Origin of the sequence: Chlorobium sp. KB01 (assembly GCF_001975465.1) — a bacterium.
In the GTDB taxonomy this organism is placed as follows: domain Bacteria; phylum Bacteroidota; class Chlorobiia; order Chlorobiales; family Chlorobiaceae; genus Chlorobium.
In genome coordinates this window covers 51,211-67,205 of the sequence record NZ_MPJE01000027.1, presented here as the reverse complement: position 1 = coordinate 67,205, position 15,995 = coordinate 51,211, and the positions used below count along the sequence as shown (strand labels likewise).

At 50.8% G+C, this 15,995-nt stretch carries 19 protein-coding genes; 12 read left to right on the top strand and 7 right to left on the bottom strand.

All coding sequences use genetic code 11. The features are described from left to right. Positions 1 to 13: 13 nt before the first annotated feature. The 8 genes from folD (at position 14) to BOO20_RS12695 (ending at position 6,947) form a co-directional block, all read left to right on the top strand. The gene (folD, locus tag BOO20_RS02890) at positions 14 to 901 is read left to right on the top strand and encodes a bifunctional methylenetetrahydrofolate dehydrogenase/methenyltetrahydrofolate cyclohydrolase FolD (protein WP_076790419.1); all 888 of its coding nucleotides are present in this window, start codon (positions 14 to 16) and stop codon (positions 899 to 901) included. Between the two features lie 6 nt (positions 902 to 907). Beyond that, positions 908 to 2,275: a DNA repair protein RadA gene (gene radA, locus BOO20_RS02885; protein WP_076790417.1), complete on the top strand. Its 1,368-nt coding sequence runs from the start codon at positions 908 to 910 to the stop codon at positions 2,273 to 2,275. A gap of 88 nt (positions 2,276 to 2,363) precedes the next feature. Beyond that, positions 2,364 to 2,702 carry a phage holin family protein gene (locus tag BOO20_RS02880; protein ID WP_006365857.1) on the top strand — a complete coding sequence of 113 codons (339 nt, stop codon included), beginning with the start codon at positions 2,364 to 2,366 and terminating at the stop codon, positions 2,700 to 2,702. Between the two features lie 47 nt (positions 2,703 to 2,749). Further along, entirely contained in the window at positions 2,750 to 3,706 is a 957-nt protein-coding gene (locus BOO20_RS02875; RefSeq protein WP_076790415.1) for an alcohol dehydrogenase catalytic domain-containing protein, read from the top strand. A 22-nt stretch (positions 3,707 to 3,728) separates the two neighbouring features. Beyond that, on the top strand, positions 3,729 to 5,270 hold the full coding sequence (locus tag BOO20_RS02870) for an ABC transporter ATP-binding protein (protein ID WP_076790413.1): 1,542 nt from the start codon (positions 3,729 to 3,731) through the stop codon (positions 5,268 to 5,270). Positions 5,271 to 5,283: 13 nt separating this feature from the next. Further along, positions 5,284 to 6,315 carry an ABC transporter permease gene (locus tag BOO20_RS02865; RefSeq protein ID WP_076790411.1) on the top strand — a complete coding sequence of 344 codons (1,032 nt, stop codon included), beginning with the start codon at positions 5,284 to 5,286 and terminating at the stop codon, positions 6,313 to 6,315. A 146-nt stretch (positions 6,316 to 6,461) separates the two neighbouring features. After that, positions 6,462 to 6,704: a DUF2934 domain-containing protein gene (locus tag BOO20_RS02860; protein WP_076790409.1), complete on the top strand. Its 243-nt coding sequence runs from the start codon at positions 6,462 to 6,464 to the stop codon at positions 6,702 to 6,704. A gap of 81 nt (positions 6,705 to 6,785) precedes the next feature. Further along, on the top strand, positions 6,786 to 6,947 hold the full coding sequence (locus tag BOO20_RS12695) for a hypothetical protein (protein ID WP_144277108.1): 162 nt from the start codon (positions 6,786 to 6,788) through the stop codon (positions 6,945 to 6,947). Positions 6,948 to 7,039: 92 nt separating this feature from the next. Here the strand turns inward: BOO20_RS12695 and BOO20_RS02855 are convergent, their stop codons facing one another. The 3 genes from BOO20_RS02855 to BOO20_RS12690 all read right to left on the bottom strand — a co-directional run bounded on the left by BOO20_RS02855 (position 7,040) and on the right by BOO20_RS12690 (position 9,184). Then, positions 7,040 to 7,774 carry a PASTA domain-containing protein gene (locus BOO20_RS02855; protein ID WP_076790407.1) on the bottom strand — a complete coding sequence of 245 codons (735 nt, stop codon included), beginning with the start codon at positions 7,772 to 7,774 and terminating at the stop codon, positions 7,040 to 7,042. A 64-nt stretch (positions 7,775 to 7,838) separates the two neighbouring features. Beyond that, positions 7,839 to 8,813 carry a polyprenyl synthetase family protein gene (locus BOO20_RS02850; RefSeq protein ID WP_076790405.1) on the bottom strand — a complete coding sequence of 325 codons (975 nt, stop codon included), beginning with the start codon at positions 8,811 to 8,813 and terminating at the stop codon, positions 7,839 to 7,841. A 74-nt stretch (positions 8,814 to 8,887) separates the two neighbouring features. Then, positions 8,888 to 9,184: a hypothetical protein gene (locus BOO20_RS12690; protein WP_144277107.1), complete on the bottom strand. Its 297-nt coding sequence runs from the start codon at positions 9,182 to 9,184 to the stop codon at positions 8,888 to 8,890. Positions 9,185 to 9,194: 10 nt separating this feature from the next. Here BOO20_RS12690 and tatC point away from each other — a divergent pair, with 10 nt between their 5' ends. Together tatC and BOO20_RS02840 are read left to right on the top strand one after the other, a co-directional pair. Next, the gene (tatC, locus tag BOO20_RS02845) at positions 9,195 to 10,124 is read left to right on the top strand and encodes a twin-arginine translocase subunit TatC (protein WP_076790403.1); all 930 of its coding nucleotides are present in this window, start codon (positions 9,195 to 9,197) and stop codon (positions 10,122 to 10,124) included. After that, the gene (locus BOO20_RS02840; protein ID WP_076790401.1) at positions 10,121 to 11,146 is read left to right on the top strand and encodes an alpha/beta hydrolase family protein; all 1,026 of its coding nucleotides are present in this window, start codon (positions 10,121 to 10,123) and stop codon (positions 11,144 to 11,146) included. The genes tatC and BOO20_RS02840 overlap by 4 nt, the downstream gene beginning before the upstream one ends. Here the strand turns inward: BOO20_RS02840 and coaE are convergent. Together coaE and BOO20_RS02830 are read right to left on the bottom strand one after the other, a co-directional pair. After that, positions 11,111 to 11,773 (bottom strand): dephospho-CoA kinase, encoded by a 663-nt coding sequence (gene coaE, locus BOO20_RS02835; RefSeq protein WP_076790399.1) that lies wholly within the window; start codon positions 11,771 to 11,773, stop codon positions 11,111 to 11,113. The two genes, BOO20_RS02840 and coaE, sit on opposite strands and share 36 nt — an antisense overlap. Continuing rightward, positions 11,770 to 12,117 (bottom strand): hypothetical protein, encoded by a 348-nt coding sequence (locus BOO20_RS02830; RefSeq protein WP_076790398.1) that lies wholly within the window; start codon positions 12,115 to 12,117, stop codon positions 11,770 to 11,772. The genes coaE and BOO20_RS02830 overlap by 4 nt, the downstream gene beginning before the upstream one ends. Before the next feature lie 149 nt (positions 12,118 to 12,266). Here BOO20_RS02830 and BOO20_RS02825 point away from each other — a divergent pair, with 149 nt between their 5' ends. Continuing rightward, entirely contained in the window at positions 12,267 to 12,869 is a 603-nt protein-coding gene (locus tag BOO20_RS02825; protein ID WP_076790396.1) for a superoxide dismutase, read from the top strand. Positions 12,870 to 13,018: 149 nt separating this feature from the next. Here BOO20_RS02825 and BOO20_RS02820 read toward each other — a convergent pair whose 3' ends face one another. Beyond that, positions 13,019 to 13,876: a DUF4292 domain-containing protein gene (locus BOO20_RS02820; protein WP_076790394.1), complete on the bottom strand. Its 858-nt coding sequence runs from the start codon at positions 13,874 to 13,876 to the stop codon at positions 13,019 to 13,021. A 251-nt stretch (positions 13,877 to 14,127) separates the two neighbouring features. Here BOO20_RS02820 and BOO20_RS02815 point away from each other — a divergent pair, with 251 nt between their 5' ends. Continuing rightward, positions 14,128 to 15,309 (top strand): class I SAM-dependent rRNA methyltransferase, encoded by a 1,182-nt coding sequence (locus BOO20_RS02815; RefSeq protein ID WP_076790393.1) that lies wholly within the window; start codon positions 14,128 to 14,130, stop codon positions 15,307 to 15,309. Positions 15,310 to 15,318: 9 nt separating this feature from the next. Here BOO20_RS02815 and BOO20_RS02810 read toward each other — a convergent pair whose 3' ends face one another. Continuing rightward, positions 15,319 to 15,891 carry a 5'-nucleotidase gene (locus BOO20_RS02810; RefSeq protein ID WP_198935405.1) on the bottom strand — a complete coding sequence of 191 codons (573 nt, stop codon included), beginning with the start codon at positions 15,889 to 15,891 and terminating at the stop codon, positions 15,319 to 15,321. Between the last annotated feature and the right edge of the window lie 104 nt (positions 15,892 to 15,995).

Genomic DNA, 15,995 nt, shown 5'->3' with positions numbered 1-15,995 from the left:
AAGCCAAACGACCATGCTCATTATTGATGGAAAAAAGGTCTCTCTCGACCTGAAAGAGGAACTGAAAACCGGAGTTGAAACCTACAGAAAAGCTACCGGCAAGGTACCAGGCTTGACCGTCATTATTGTCGGCCATGATCCTGCCTCGCAGGTTTATGTACGCAATAAAGCCAAAACATGCAAAGAGATCGGCATGTTTTCGACCGTAATTGAAATGCCCTCCGACACAACCCAGGCTGAACTGCTTGAAAAGATTCAGGAGTTGAACAATGATCCGGCGGTTCACGGCATTCTGGTTCAGCAGCCGCTGCCGAAACAGATTGACGAATTTGCCGTTACGATCGCCATTGACCCGGCCAAGGATGTTGACGGATTTCACCCTGAAAACCTCGGCCGCCTTGTCATGGGAGAGCTTGACAAATGTTTTGTCAGCTGTACCCCCTATGGAATCCTTGAACTGCTCGGACGTTACAATATTGAAACCAAAGGAAAACACTGTGTGGTAGTCGGACGCAGCAATATTGTCGGAAAACCGATGGCAAATCTCATGCTGCAGAAAAGCGATGCAACAAACTGCACCGTCACCATCTGCCACTCCGCCACAAAAAATATTCCCCACTACACCCTTCAGGCTGATATTCTCATCGCGGCTATCGGCAAAGCAGGATTTATCACGGCTGATATGGTTAAACCTGGCGCAGTGGTCATAGACGTCGGTATCAACCGCATCGAAGACCCTGCGACCAGGAGCGGTTACCGTCTGGTCGGTGATGTTGATTTTGAGGGCGTTTCTGCCATTGCTTCCGCCATGACCCCTGTTCCCGGAGGAGTCGGCCCCATGACCATAGCCATGCTGCTGAAAAATACCCTCCACTCCTTCCAGCGTATCAACGGCCTCTGACAATCCATGGCCAGAACAGCAACCAGATACGTCTGCTCAAACTGCGGCGCCGTTTCGCTGAAATATCAGGGGAAATGTTTTGAATGCCAGAGCTGGGGAACCCTCCAGGAGACCCGCCTTGAACCGGCAGAGAAAACCCGTCGGGAAAGTTCCTCCGGCGGGTTGCCGGTTTTGCAGAATCTCCATGACGCAAACGCTTCAGAGTTCCGCCGCACCCTGACCGGTATCGGAGAGCTTGACCGGGTGCTCGGAGGAGGACTCATGCAGGCCTCTGCTGTGCTTGTCGGGGGTGAGCCGGGAATCGGAAAATCAACCCTCATGCTGCAGCTTGCCCCGCGCCTTGCTCCGGCAAAAGTACTCTATATTTCCGGCGAAGAGTCACCGAACCAGATTCGCGAACGGGCCGAACGGCTCTCTATCCGGGCGGAAAACCTCTGGCTTATCCCGGAAGTGAACCTTGAGCGGATTCTTGAGATCATTGAGCGGGAAAAACCGGCTCTGGTCATTATCGACTCCATCCAGACCATATACTCAGGCGAATACCAGAGCTCTGCGGGCACCATAACCCAGATCAGGGAGTGCGCAGCAATGCTGATCCGGGCAGCAAAACAGCAGAATGTCATCCTCATGATTATCGGCCATATCACCAAAGAGGGTGCGCTTGCCGGGCCGAAAGCGCTTGAACATATGGTTGATACAGTTCTTCAGTTTGAAGGGGAAGGTTACCAGCGTTACCGGATTGTCCGGTCGGTAAAAAACCGGTTCGGCTCAACAAACGAAATCGGCGTCTTCCGCATGGATGAGAGCGGTCTTGAGGAGGTCAGCAACCCCTCCGAGTTCTTTATTTCCGGCCGTCGGGCCGATGTGCCCGGAAATGCTGTCCTTGCCGCTATTGAAGGCTCAAGGGCCCTTCTTGTTGAGGTGCAGGCCCTTGTGACCAAAAGCAACTACTCCATGCCCCAGCGCATCAGTACGGGTTTTGATTTGAAACGGATGTCGATTATCCTCGCTGTGCTTGAAAAAAGATTGAGCATCGAAACATGGGGTCAGGATGTCTTTGTTAAAATTGCCGGAGGTCTCAAGCTCGCTGAACCGGCGGCAGATCTCGCTATTGCTGCCGCTGTTGCCTCCGGGCTCATGAACCGTCCGGTCGATCCTGCAACGGTTTGCTGCGGCGAGATCGGTCTTGCCGGAGAGCTTCGGGCTATCAGCGACAGTGAGCGGCGCATCAGGGAGGCCGCTCACCTCGGCTTCAAACGTATCGTGCTGCCCGAAGCAAACACCCGTGAACTGAAACCATCACTCCGGAAACTGCCGATCACCATCTCGGGATGCACCACACTTCATGAGGCGCTCGACAGACTCGACATCTGAAGTGCCTCCGTATTATTGCCAACAGTCCGGAGTTTCGTACATTTGACTCTGAACCGGGCGATGAACATAACTTTTGACACCTGCTGTTATGAGTATACTTTTACAATGGCTGATCAATGCCCTGGCGGTCTACGCTACCGCGCATCTGCTTGAAGGCATTCACATCAAAAGCTTCGGGGCGGCGATTCTTGTAGCCCTTGTTCTCGGCCTTGTCAACGCTCTGTTGAGACCGGTGCTGGTCTTTTTCTCAATCCCCTTTATCATTCTCTCGCTGGGGCTTTTTCTGCTCGTCATCAACGCCCTGCTGCTCCAGCTCTCCGCCTCAATTGTCGGCGGATTTACCATTGACAGCTTCTGGTGGGCAATTGGCGGATCGGTGGTGATCAGCCTGATCTCCTGGATCCTCAGCTCTCTTTTGAATCTGTGACTGCCCCGAAAAACCATAGTTACCACACAACGTTTCAGTTATTACCTATGCAGGGAGAAGTTCAGGCCATTGTCTTGCAGAAAGCCAACAAAATGAAACTCCAGAACGCCCCGTACCTTGCCGATCAGCCAGGTGATGTTCTGATAAAAACCATTGCAAGCACCATAACACCGGGATATGACCGGCTGCTTTTGACCAATAAGCCGGTTACAAGCAGAGTCTTCACCTACCCGATCATGCCCGGCAGCGAGTCCATCGGTCAGGTGATCAATACCGGACCCGGTGTAAGCGACCTCAAGCCCGGTGATTTTGTCTATGCCTTCAAGGGTGACCGCTGGAGAGGAATTGAGCCCTACGCCGGTTGTCATGCGGAAATGATTCCCACTTCCCGCAGCAATGTTTTTGCACTTGGCCGCCAGCCCATTCACCGCGATCTGCTCATCGGCGTTCTCGGCTATGTCATCAGTGCCATTGAAAAAGTAGAACTCGCCCACTCATCGAGAATACTTCTGCTCGGTCTTGGATCCGTAGGGCTTATGGTTTCCGAGTATCTGAATTTTCTCGGTTTTCACCATTTCGATGCCGTTGAAACCTTCAGTATCAGAGGACAGCTCTCCCATGCCGAAAATATCGCGCTCGATATCAGTGACTTCACCACCGAGTTCAACAACCGCTATGATCTCATTATTGAAACCACCGGCAGGGTGCTCCTGATTGAAAAAGCGATGCGTCTGCTGAAACAGCAGGGAAAAATACTCCTGATGGGTAATTATGAGGTCATGGCCTACGATTACCGTCTTATCTGTCATAAGGAACCCGTTATCATCTCTTCCGGCATAACCACATTCAACCAGATATCGTCAGCTGCCGCAGTGCTTGAAGGGGGCAGAATTGATGGCGAAAAGTTTTTTACCGATGTTTTTCCGGTCTCCCAGTTCGAACTGGCCTACCGCAGGGCGCTTGACAGCAAGGAGTCCGTCAAAACCGTTCTGAGCTGGGTATAACCACTGAATATCACCAGAGATTATGGGTGTGGCAATCCGGTTAAACGGAGTAACAAAAAAGTTCGGCACCTTTGCCGCAAACAACAACATCTCTCTTGCTGTCGAGGAGGGCACCATTCACGCCCTCGTCGGTGAAAACGGCGCAGGAAAGAGCACCCTGACCAACATCATCTACGGCATGCTGCGTCCCACATCGGGCGAGATTGCTATCAAGGGAAACGCAGTCAGATTCTCCTCTCCCCGCGAAGCAATTAATGCCGGCATCGGAATGGTTCACCAGCACTTTATGCTGATACCGGAACTGACGGTAGCCGAAAACATCATGCTCGGCAATGAAGAGTGCCGACTCTTCAGTCGCATTCCTCTGAAGAGGATCAGAGCACAAATCGAGAAAGATGCTGAAGCTTTCGGGCTTGGCATAAACCCTGACGAGAAGGTTGCGCAGCTCAGTGTCGGCCGACAGCAGCGGGTTGAAATCCTCAAACTGCTCTTCCGCAATGCCTCCATCATGATCTTCGATGAACCGACAGCAGTGCTCACTCCATCGGAAACAGAGCAGTTTTTCACGACACTCCGCTCAATGCGCGACAAGGGAAAAACCATACTGCTCATTACCCATAAGCTCGATGAAGTGCTTGCCGTCGCCGACACCGTAAGCGTAATGCGAAAAGGAGAGCTCATCGGCACCCTCAAGGCTGCCTCGGCAACAAAACCGGAACTGGCAAGAATGATGGTGGGCCGAAGCGTGCTCCTCAAGGTCGATAATCCTCCCTCACAATCGGGCAAAACCCTGCTCTCACTAAGAAATCTCGGATTCATCACCCCGAAAGGTGAAACAATGCTTGATCATCTCTCGCTTGACCTGTCGGCCGGTGAAATCTACGCTATCGCCGGAGTAGAAGGCAATGGTCAGCGTGAACTGCTGCAGGTAATCCGGGGTCTTGCTCCGGCAGGCAGCACACTATCCGGCGAAGCAACGCTCAGGGGATGCTCGCTGATTGGAAAAACCCCTCGGGAAATAACCCGCATGGGGGTTTCCCATATTCCTGAAAACCGCCTGAGAGAGGGGATCATTCTTGACTATCCAGTCTCTTCCAACCTGATCTTCGGACGCCATCAGGAGCGATCCTTTCACAAAGGTGCGGGGTTTGATGATGCAGCAATAAAAAGCCACAACCGGATGATGATAAAGGAGTATGATATCCGGTGCAGCTCCCCGGAGCTCCAGCCCATCAGCGCACTCTCGGGAGGCAACCAGCAGAAGGTCGTTGTGGCAAGGGAGTTCAATCGCCCCGGAATATCGCTCCTGATACTTGCCCACCCTACACGCGGCGTTGATATCGGAGCTATTGAAATGATCCATAAAAAGATCATAGATGCCCGCATGCAAGGAGTGGCAATCCTCTTGCTCTCATCCGAACTGGAAGAGATCGTTGCACTTGCAACACGGGTCGGGTGTCTCTTCAAGGGATCAATCCGCCACGAATTCAGCCGGGATGAAGTCGCATTAAAACGGGCAGATGAGCATGAGTTCATCAAAGAGATCGGCCTTCATATCACCTGATACATCTCCGATTATGACAAAAAAGACCGGACAGCTTGTCACTCCCGCTCTCGCCATTCTTTCAGCTCTCCTCATCAGCACCCTCTTCATTAGGTTGAGCGGTCAGGATCCTACCATGATTTTCAGCAAAATGGTGCGCTCCACGATCGGCTCTTCATACGGCACCGGGCAGGTAGTGTTCAGATTGACAACGCTCATCCTCTCAGGGCTTGCGGTCGCTATTCCATTCAAGTTGCGCCTGTTCAACATCGGTGCTGAAGGCCAGCTTCTGATGGGCGCATTTGCTGCGGCAATAACCGGATCACTCATTCCGGAAACACTCTCTCCCGCTCTTGCCATTGCACTCTGTATCCTTTCGGCGATGGCTGCCGGAGGCTGCTGGGGGCTCCTTGCCGGAGTGCTCAAAATGCAGTTCGGTGTCAATGAGGTCATCGCAACCATTATGCTTAATTTTATCGCCCAGGGCATAACTGGATACCTGCTGACCTGGCATTTCGCACTCCCCTCCACGGTTCATACTGCACCGATACGTTCTGCTTCCGGCATTCCTTCAATTGAGAGCCTTACCGGCTGGTTTGCCAACTCACCGGCAAACCTCTCTTTGCTCTTCTCCATTGCGGCTGCACTGCTCTTTCAGATCATCCTTTTCAGAACACGGTTCGGCTATGAGATGCGTGCTGCCGGTCTTCAGCCGGAAGCCGCACGGCATGCAGGAATCAATGCCGGCATGCATACACTCATTGCAATGGGCACAGGAGGCGCTGTAGCCGGGCTTGGCGCTGCGAATATCATCCTTGGCTACAAACATTACTATGAAAGCGGAATGACCGGAGGGATCGGATTTACCGGCATTGCCGTAGCACTTCTTGCAGGAGCAAACCCTGTATGGATAATCTGCACAGCACTCTTTTTCAGTTCTCTTGAATATGGCGGGCTAACGGTCAATGCCTGGGTACCGAAGGATATCTTCATGATCATCGAGGCTATGACCATTCTGCTTGTCATCTCCTTCAGCGCACTCGAAAAACAGTTCCTGAACAGATAAACAGCAAAGCTTGCCGGATTTTTGCACAGAAAAGAGATGGGGAGATAAAAATTTTCTTGTAAACCACCCGGTAACAGGAATATTTTTTATCTTTATTCAATAAAGATGGGATCACGGTGAACCATATAATAAAGGAGACGAAAACAATGGCAAAAAAAATCGTTGAAAAAGAGGGAACAGAGAAAGCTCCGGCTAAAAAACCCGCAGGAGCAAAAAAGGCGCCTTCTGCCACTGCAAAAAAACCCGGAAAAGCAGCAGCGGGCCTTTCGCAGGAACAACGCGAGGAGCAGGTACGACTTGCGGCTTACTATCGGTGGGAACAAAAAGGAAAACAGCACGGTTCCCATAACGATGACTGGTTCGAAGCTGAAGATTCGCTTACGGACTGAGAACAACCATTTTTGCATGATTGAAACAAAAAGGCCATTCCTGAAGAGTGGCCTTTTTTATACTGCGAGCAGATAACTTCTATGCTAAAAAATATTTTCGACTCCCTCTCCCTTCTCTTCGCCGGTATCTGGCTGGTGATCCGCATCATCCTGGAGTACTTCGGCTTCATCAGCGACGGAAATGACCGGACAACCGGCATCAAGGATCTTCGCGATGAGTATAAAAAAGCAAACTACAAATAACACTCCTCTTCCGGCTGTACCCAACAATAGGCATCCAAACCTATATGGAATAATCAACAGCCGGCACTGCTCTTGATTGTCGTGATCGCCCCCTATTCTGCTGTGACCACCGTCAGCTCAACCTGCTGACCGGGTGCAACATAGGAACCGACCGCCGGCTTCTGGCTGATGACGGTATTGGGTACAAGAATGGCAGAATATTCGGTAATGATTTTTCCTGAATTAAGACCCGCTTCGGTGATAACCTGGCTTGCCTGCGACAGGGACATTCCAAGCACATCGGGAACAACAACCTTTCTCAGGCCTTCAGAAGACTCCTGATATCTGCCGATGATAAGAGAGAGCGCCGTGCCGGAACTCACCACCGTCTGCGGGGGAACGGACTGACTGAGTACCTTTCCATCATCTTCCGGATTGGTTACGGGACTCATCTGAACGCCTTCAAGTGTCAGCTCCATACGGGCGGCAGCCTGACGGGCATCGAATTCAGGACGCCCCTGAAAATCAGGCATCGGAAAGGTAGGTTTGTCTCGCCGGTTGAGTACCAGATAGACATTGCGTCCAGGCTTTACTTCAAGTCCGGCTTCCGGCATCTGGGAAATCACAACATTGGAATCAATGCCGCTGAGATATTTGACATAGTAGCTTTTCTTTGCCTCAAACCCTGCATGCCGAAGTTTTCGCACGGCATCCTCATAGGGCATTTCCGTAACATCAGGAACAACCCGAACGCTCCCCTGTGAAACATAAAATGGCATTATCAGTTTGTCGAATATCCCGATAACCCCTAAAACCAGTAAAATGACTACCCCGACTTTTTTCTTCATCTCGCTATTAACGGTTATTTCTCTTCATTTTCAATCATCACTGTTCATCGACACAGGGGACATACTAATTATCTCTTTTCATAACAAAATCCACAAGCTGCAACAGAGAGTGTTTGGCCGTACTCTCAGGAAAATGGGCGATGGAGGAAACTGCATTTGCGGCTAACCCTTCTGCCACTTCTGCCGCATAAACAAGACCGCCTTTATTTTTTACAAATGCCACAACATCACCGCTTCTTGATGCCCGTTTACCGGCACTTTTCAGAATGGAGCGGATGCCCTTCTGTTCTGACTCGGAAGCGTGGGAGAGGGCATAAATAAGCGGAAGGGTAATTTTCTTGTCTTTGATATCAATACCCATCTCCTTACCGGTTTTTTTGGAATCCCCCGTATAGTCGAGCAGATCATCCCGGATCTGAAAGGCAAGCCCGAGATACTCTCCATAACTTTTCAGCGAAGCAATAGCGCTCTCATCAGTTGTCGAACTCATGGCTCCCATAGCACAGGCTGATGAGATGAGAGAGGCCGTCTTGTCGGAAATCACACTCAGATAATCCTCTTCAGAAATATCCAGACTGCGGGTTTTCTGAATCTGAAGAATCTCCCCTTCACTCATACGGCGAACAGCTTCCGAAACCATATGCAGAAAACCATAATCCTTGTGTTCAAGAGAGTAGAGGAGACCCCGGGAGAGAAGATAATCACCGATAAGTACGGATATCTTGTTTTTCCACAGGGCATTGATTGAAGCCAGACCTCGCCGCATCTCGGCACCATCAACCACATCATCATGAATAAGGGTGGCCGAATGAAGCAGTTCGACCATAATTGCCGCCCGATAGCTCGACTCATTTACCCCGCCGCAGAGCTGTGCCGAAAGAAGAACAAGTGCCGGACGAATCTGCTTTCCCTGCTGTTTGAGAACATAGCGGGTTACCTTGTCAACCAGCGTATTCTGGGCATAGAGCACCGTTTTATAACGCTGCTGAAAAATCTCAATTTCATCGTTTACCGATGCCGTGACATCCTTGATATTCACCAGATCCCCGGAAATTTATCGTGACAAGCTCCCCAGATTGGAAGCTCCTGAAAACATTGAACAGGCTTGCTGTGTTACATAAAAAGCCGTAAACACTTTTCTTTCGTGAAATTAAAAGAATCTTCCACCACAAAAAAATGATTCCTGTCAAAAAAAAGAGAGGCTGTAACTGCTGCATCACTGTTATGAAGGGAAGATACGTAACGATGGGGTAACCCTGAAATTCTATCTGGCTGACCGTGCATCAATAACAGCACCTGTTGAGTAAAAAAAGCGTCATGGCAACAGCAATAAACATTTTCTTTGCTGCAAACATCTTTGTTGCTATGTTTTGATGCATCCGCACGAAACATCTCTACATGTTCACGCATAAATAAAATTATGAGCGAGGAAAAAGATACCACACAATCACCGGCAGCGCAGGAAAAAGGAGAAGAGAGCAGAACCGATGAAAATTCCGGGTTCATGAATCCCTATCCCCATGCTGTGGAGGAGTCCGGTGCTACCGATGAAGGTGAGCGGGAAAACGAAGAGGCTCCGGAGCGTGCGGAAGACGCTGTGCAGCATGATTCGGGCGCGGAAGGCGAACTCAATGTAATCGGCCATCTTGAGGAGATCCGGGCCCGGCTGATCAAGTCCGGGCTTGCCCTGCTCATCATTACCGCACTCTGCAGCATCAAGGCCGATTTTCTGGTAAACGATGTGCTGATCGGGCCATTGACAAGAAGCAGCAAAACCCTTGTGCTTCAAAACCTGATCCCCTACGGGCAGATATCGCTCTATCTGCAGGTCGTCTTTTTTTCAGGATTCATCATCTCGTTCCCCTTTATAGCCTGGCAGATCTGGCAATTTGTTGCGCCCGGCCTGCACGAAAACGAACGCAAGGCAGGCAGATTCTCCATACTCTTTATCTCCCTCTCCTTTTTTACCGGTATCGCGTTCGGCTATTTTGTCTTTCTCCCTGTTACCCTGCAGTTCTTTGCGGGGTTCGGAACACCCCTGATCAAAAACAACATCTCCGTTCAGGATTATGTCAGTTTTGTGATTGGCGCACTCCTGACCGCCGGACTGGTTTTTGAACTCCCCTTCATCTCCTATGTCCTCTCAAAAATCGGACTCCTCACCCCGGCCTTCATGCGTTTTTACCGCAAGCATGCCATTGTGGTCCTGCTGGTTGTGGCCGCCGTGGTAACACCCTCAACCGACGTTGTCACCCAGCTTGTCATCGGCCTTCCGATGATTTTGCTCTATGAGGTGAGTATCCTTATTTCCGCACAGGTCAACCGCAAGAGAAACGAACTGCTGCTATGACAGGCCATAGAGACCCATACCCCCGCATGATCGAAGTAACGTTGTCGGGCAAAACGCTCAGGGGAAACCCTCTGGGGGATCCCTGCTCACGCAGGATTCCGGTCTATCTGCCGCCTTCATACAACGATAAAAAACGATTTCCCGTCATCTACCTCCTTGCGGGATTTGCCTCAACCGGTCAAAGCTTCATGAACTACAGTTTCGGCCGTCAAACGGTGCCGGAAATGGCCAATGCACTTATAACCGGCGGGAAAATGGCGGAGTGCATTATTGTCATGCCGGACTGCATGACCCGTTACGGAGGCTCCCAGTATGTCAATTCAGTAGCTACCGGCCGGTACGAAAGCTATCTGGTTGAAGAGGTTATCTCTACTATTGACAACACCCTCTGCACCCTTTCAGAGAGAAAGCACCGTGCCGTTGCAGGAAAATCATCCGGAGGGTTCGGCGCGCTCCGCCTGGCTATGAGGCATCCGGAGCGGTTTGCCGCGGCGGCATGCCACAGCGGCGACATGGGATTCGAACTCTGCTATAAACCGAATTTCCCGGCGGCAGCAAGAGTGCTGGAACAATACCGGGGCAGTATAGCGGACTTTCTGCTCTCCTATGAAAGTGCTCTAAAAAAAAACCAGCGGGAGTTTACCCTGCTTGATATCATCGGCATGGCTGCCGCCTACTCTCCTGATGCTTCCAAAGAGGCTCCGGGAAATATCCGGCTTCCCTTTAACCCCCATACCTGTGAGCCCATTGAGGATGTGTGGCAGGAGTGGCTTGCTTTTGATCCTGTAGAGATGATCGAGCGTGAGGAGTATCGTGCAGCACTGCGTTCACTCAACACTCTTTTTCTTGACTGCGGAACGCTTGACGAGTACAATCTTCAGTTTGGTCACCGAATCTTTTCTGCCAAAGCAACTGCATACGCCATAAACCATCACTATGAGGAGTTTAGGGATTCACACAGCAACACCTCGTACCGCTACGCCGTATCACTCCCCCTGCTCGCAGCGTCGATTGCCGACTGAAGCTGCAAGAGTGAGCAGTTTCTGAAAAACTCTTTCGGTCTCTTTTTTCAGCTCCTCCCTGGAGCCGTTGTTCCGGATCACATAATCAGCCTTCTCGGTCAGCTTCTCCTGCGGCCACTGCATGGCAATACGCTGCATGATCTCCTCACGGGTTCCCATCCCTTTCTCAACGGCGCGCAGAATACGGCGATCCATATCGGAGGCCACAACCACAACGACATCAACATCCCGGTTGCCGCCCGTTTCAAAAAGAATTGCGGCCTCCTTGACCATAATCCTCGCACCCTGCTCTTCCGCTTCAAGCAGAGCCTTTCTGAACTCCCGGTAGACCCTCGGGTGTATAAGGCAGTTAAGCGCTTCAAGTTTTTCGGGAGAGGAGAACACAACCGAAGCAACTGCTTTCCGGTCAAGAGCAAGCGCTCCCCCGGCATCATGCCGATAGACTGCATCACCGAAGAGCTCCCGCATCCCCTTGATGACCGCGGAATCGGAGAGCTGCAGCTCCTTTGCCACGCGGTCAGACTCGAAAAGAGCACAGCCCGATTCAGACAGATAGCTGCAGACTGTTGACTTTCCGCAGCCGAGCCCGCCGGTTACACCGACAACCAGAGGTTTATGGCTGCTCATTGTGCGGAATCTGTTTTTTTACGGATATTCTCCCTTACCTGAAGAAGGACCAGCCGCCAAAGATCGGGATTGCGGCTGTAGGTTTGCGTCTTGAAGGTAAAGCGTTCACGACTGAGTGTATGGCGCACGAGCAGCGTGTCAAGCTGAGCAGGATCAAGAAGGGCTGAAACGATCACATCATCGCCTGCCGGTATGCCTGACTGAAGAAGATAGTCGCTGTAGAAGCCGGCAAAACGAATATCATCCATATCAAGCTTTGAAACTTTTTTTTCACTGCACCCAAAAAGGGCAGAACTGAAAATCAGGCAAAGAGTACATACCGAAAATCCCTGTCGCAACGTCATTTGCCTGCAACTCCTTTATTGATATTTTCTTAGGATAAATGAGAAGAATCAGGAATTTTTCGTTTTCAAGAAACTAAATCCCCAAATAGTAAGTTTAAACATTTTTAATCATACCTCGCCTTCTTTTAATATCAAAATAACAACCAATTATGGCATATCAGCAACCACCCCTTCCGTTCGCAGAAAACGCACTTGAGCCTTATATTTCCGCCAAAACTCTCGGTTTTCACTACGGGAAACACCATGCCGCATATATCACGAACTACAACAATCTCGTTGCCAACTCGAACCTGGACGCACTGAGCCTTGAAGAGGCAATCGCCATTGCAGCAGCAGACCCGCAGAAAATCGGCATTTTCAATAATGGCGCCCAGGCGTGGAACCACACCTTCTACTGGAAAAGCCTCACACCAAACGGCGGCGGCCTGCCAACAGGAGAACTTGCCGCTAAAATCACAGAGGATTTCGGCAGTTTCGACAAGTTCAAGGAAGAGCTGAAAAATGCCGCTGCAACCCAGTTCGGCAGCGGTTGGGCCTGGCTTGTACTTGATGGCAGCACCCTGAAAGTGGTCAAAACCGGTAATGCCCAGACCCCGCTGACCAGCGGTCAGAAGCCGATCCTGACGATTGATGTCTGGGAGCATGCCTACTATCTTGATTTCCAGAACCGCCGGCCGGATTATGTAGCCTCGGTTATCGACAACCTCCTCAACTGGGAGTTTGCCGCCGCCAACTACAAGGCCGCAAAGTAAGGTCAGCGAGTGGGCTTGTTATAAATTGTTAGATAAAATCAATCTATAACTTCCGGTTTTTCATACGTTGAAAAGGGCGCCTCCAAGGGAGCCCTTTTCTGTTTTTAACGGATGCAATGATCAGAAGCACCGTTCAAAATCGTACACCATTACATCCACGGCAACGCCTTGGCCTCATCCAGATTAATCACCCGTGCCCTCTTCGGCATCGAAAACGTGGCAGAAAGAGTCCCCTTGTTAAATGAGCGCTCATCGTAGGAGATCACCAGCTGATGCTCTCCTTTAATGCCGGAACCGCTGTTGTAGAGGAGCATATCAATCTCTTTTGGCACAAGCGTACGCTGCGCGGCAATAGTGAGGGTTTCGTAATTTCTGAAATGCACTTCGGTAGTCGTCACTCCCTCCCTGTTTTTCAGCAGGAGGGCGCTGAGCGTTCTGGTCACCGGATCAATAACAATCTCCTTGCTCCCCGTCAGACTCTCTACCGTAAACATCAGATTTCCCGCCCCTTTTTTAACCGATCTGATGGCACTCACCGGCTCTGAAATCTTAACAAGCCCGAGCAGAGACTCCGAGAGCAACCGGTAGCCGGAATTCACGCCGAGCATTTTCTCAAGATTCTCATCGTTGTTGCTGCCGACAAAAAGCAGGTTGTTGATCAGATCATGGACATAGAGTGAATCACGGCTGAAAAACATGTCGGCGACCGGCCACCCGAGCAGACCCGCACTGACGATCATACGAGCCTCGGCTCCACGATTGAGCCGGATATTGCAGAAAACCCGCTTCTGCCGTGTAGGTGTTTTTATCCAGACATCGGCATAACCGTCAAGAGAAACAACCGCCGGTGAAGCTGAAGCCACTTCACGATAGAGATCACTATACTCGGCAATCATTGCAATCTGTTCTGCAGGCAGCTCCTGGCGCCCCACACTCCTGAATTCAGAACATCCCGCGCCAAAAACAAGCAGGCATAACACCCATACCATCAATCCGATCCTCTTCATAACACACACTTTTATTTAATCATCCACACTTCACCGAACGCTCTCATCATCACTTTTATCCTGAGCCGATTTATTTCCTTTGAGATTGATCTCTTTTACAGCACATTGCAATCAGTCGCAAAGAGCACCGCATTGAACGCGCCCGAGTCAATATTTCATGTATCGGGAAACCGATACCGTTGCATTGATATTGAATTTTCATAGTAATGTACAATGCAGCACTATCAAAACCACTACCCATTTTCCATCCCATGTACGCACTATACCTGAAACCGAAAGAACATCACCGCATCCAGAAAGGCCATCTCTGGGTGTTCAGCAATGAACTTGCCAATGTTCCCCGTGATATAGCCGCCGGTGAAACCGTACAACTCTTTACCCACGACAAAAAATTCATGGGCACCGGTTTTTATAACCCGCACTCCCTGATCGCTTTCAGGCTCCTCACCCGCAAGGATGAACAGCCCGACAAGGATTTTTTCCTTAAACGATTCCTTGAAGCGCTCAAGCTTCGCGAAAAAACCTACTCACCGGAAGAGACCAACGCCTACAGGCTTGTACATGGAGAGTCGGACGGTCTTCCGGGTCTGATTGTAGACCGCTTCAACCAGGCAATCGTCCTTCAGGCATTTTCCGCCGGTATGGATGTGCATCTGCCGCTTATTACCAAGGTACTGCAGGAGCTTTTCAAACCTGAAGTTATCGTTGTTCGCAACGAATCCATCCTCAGGGAGCTCGAAGGCATTCCTCTCTACAAGGATGTTGTCATGGGTAACCGCAAGGCAACAAAACAGACCATATATGACGCAGGCATCTCCTATGATGTTGATGTGTTCGAAGGGCAGAAAACCGGATTCTTCCTTGACCAGCGCGAAAACCGCAGAGTTATCCGGAAGTTTGCCAAAGATGCCGAAGTGCTTGATGTCTTCACCAATGACGGAGGATTTGCCCTCAACGCACTCTACTGCGGTGCAAAATCGGCCATTCTCGTTGATGCCTCCCAGGAGGCGCTGCAACGTGCCGAGCATAACGCAAAACTGAACAATTTCAGTGAGTACAGCCTTGTTGCCGCCGATGCCTTTGATATGCTGGAACAGATGGGTGAGGCCAAAGAGTCGTTTGACCTTGTTATTCTTGACCCTCCGAGCTTCACCAAGAGCCGCAAAAACCTGCCCGGCGCACTGAAAGGATACAAGAGGCTCAACAAGCTCGGCATGCAGCTCGTAAAAAACGGAGGATTTCTTGCCACCGCCTCATGCAGCCACCATGTCTCCGAAGAGGATTTCCTGCAAACCATCCACCAGGCTGCTCTGGCAGCAGGGTGCCAGCTCAGGCTGATCTACAAAAATTCACAACCCTTCGATCATCCGGTGCTGCTCTCGATGCCGGAAACCAGCTACCTCAAGTTTGCCTGCTTCTACCTGACGCGCTGACCAACTCCCCTACCGGAAAGCCTTTACCAGCTCATAGACCTCCTGCCATGTTTCAGCCCTCGGGCCCGCAACATGGCGGTTGGTGCTGTTGGCAAAGCAGATAGTGTAGAGCCCCTTCTCCCGGAGCTGCAGGATATTATCAGCGGTATCCTCGACATAGATATCCGCCCCGACCTGCTCCTTCTCCTTCATGAAACAGAGATCCCAGTAGGGAATGCCGTTGCTGTCTAGCCACTCGACGGTCTGCTGGACGGCGGAAGCGTGGAAATAGTGGATAAAGAGGCGGTGCGTGATGATGCGGATACGGTAGCCATCATCGGAGAGCAGACGCAGATACTTGCGGGCTCCGGGAATCATCGGCATGGTTTTAAAGAGCTCCCGCTGGGTGACGGCAAAGCGGTGGAGGCTCTCATACTGGCTTTTACCGGTCACACCCCACTCTGAAAGACCGTAGGAGACCTCCCTCGGCAAACCATCAAGCGGACACTCGAACCACTCGGAAGCAATTTCGCGCATCCGGTCATAAAAATCTGCACAAACCCCGTCCAGATCAACACCAATAACTGTTTTCGGCTTCTCCATCATCATCTCATGGTAAGGTGAAGGAATTCAGACTCTACAATTAAGCTCCGGAGGAGCGACATATCGGTAGACCGACGCGAGTCGGAAAGAGGATTTCGAGCACC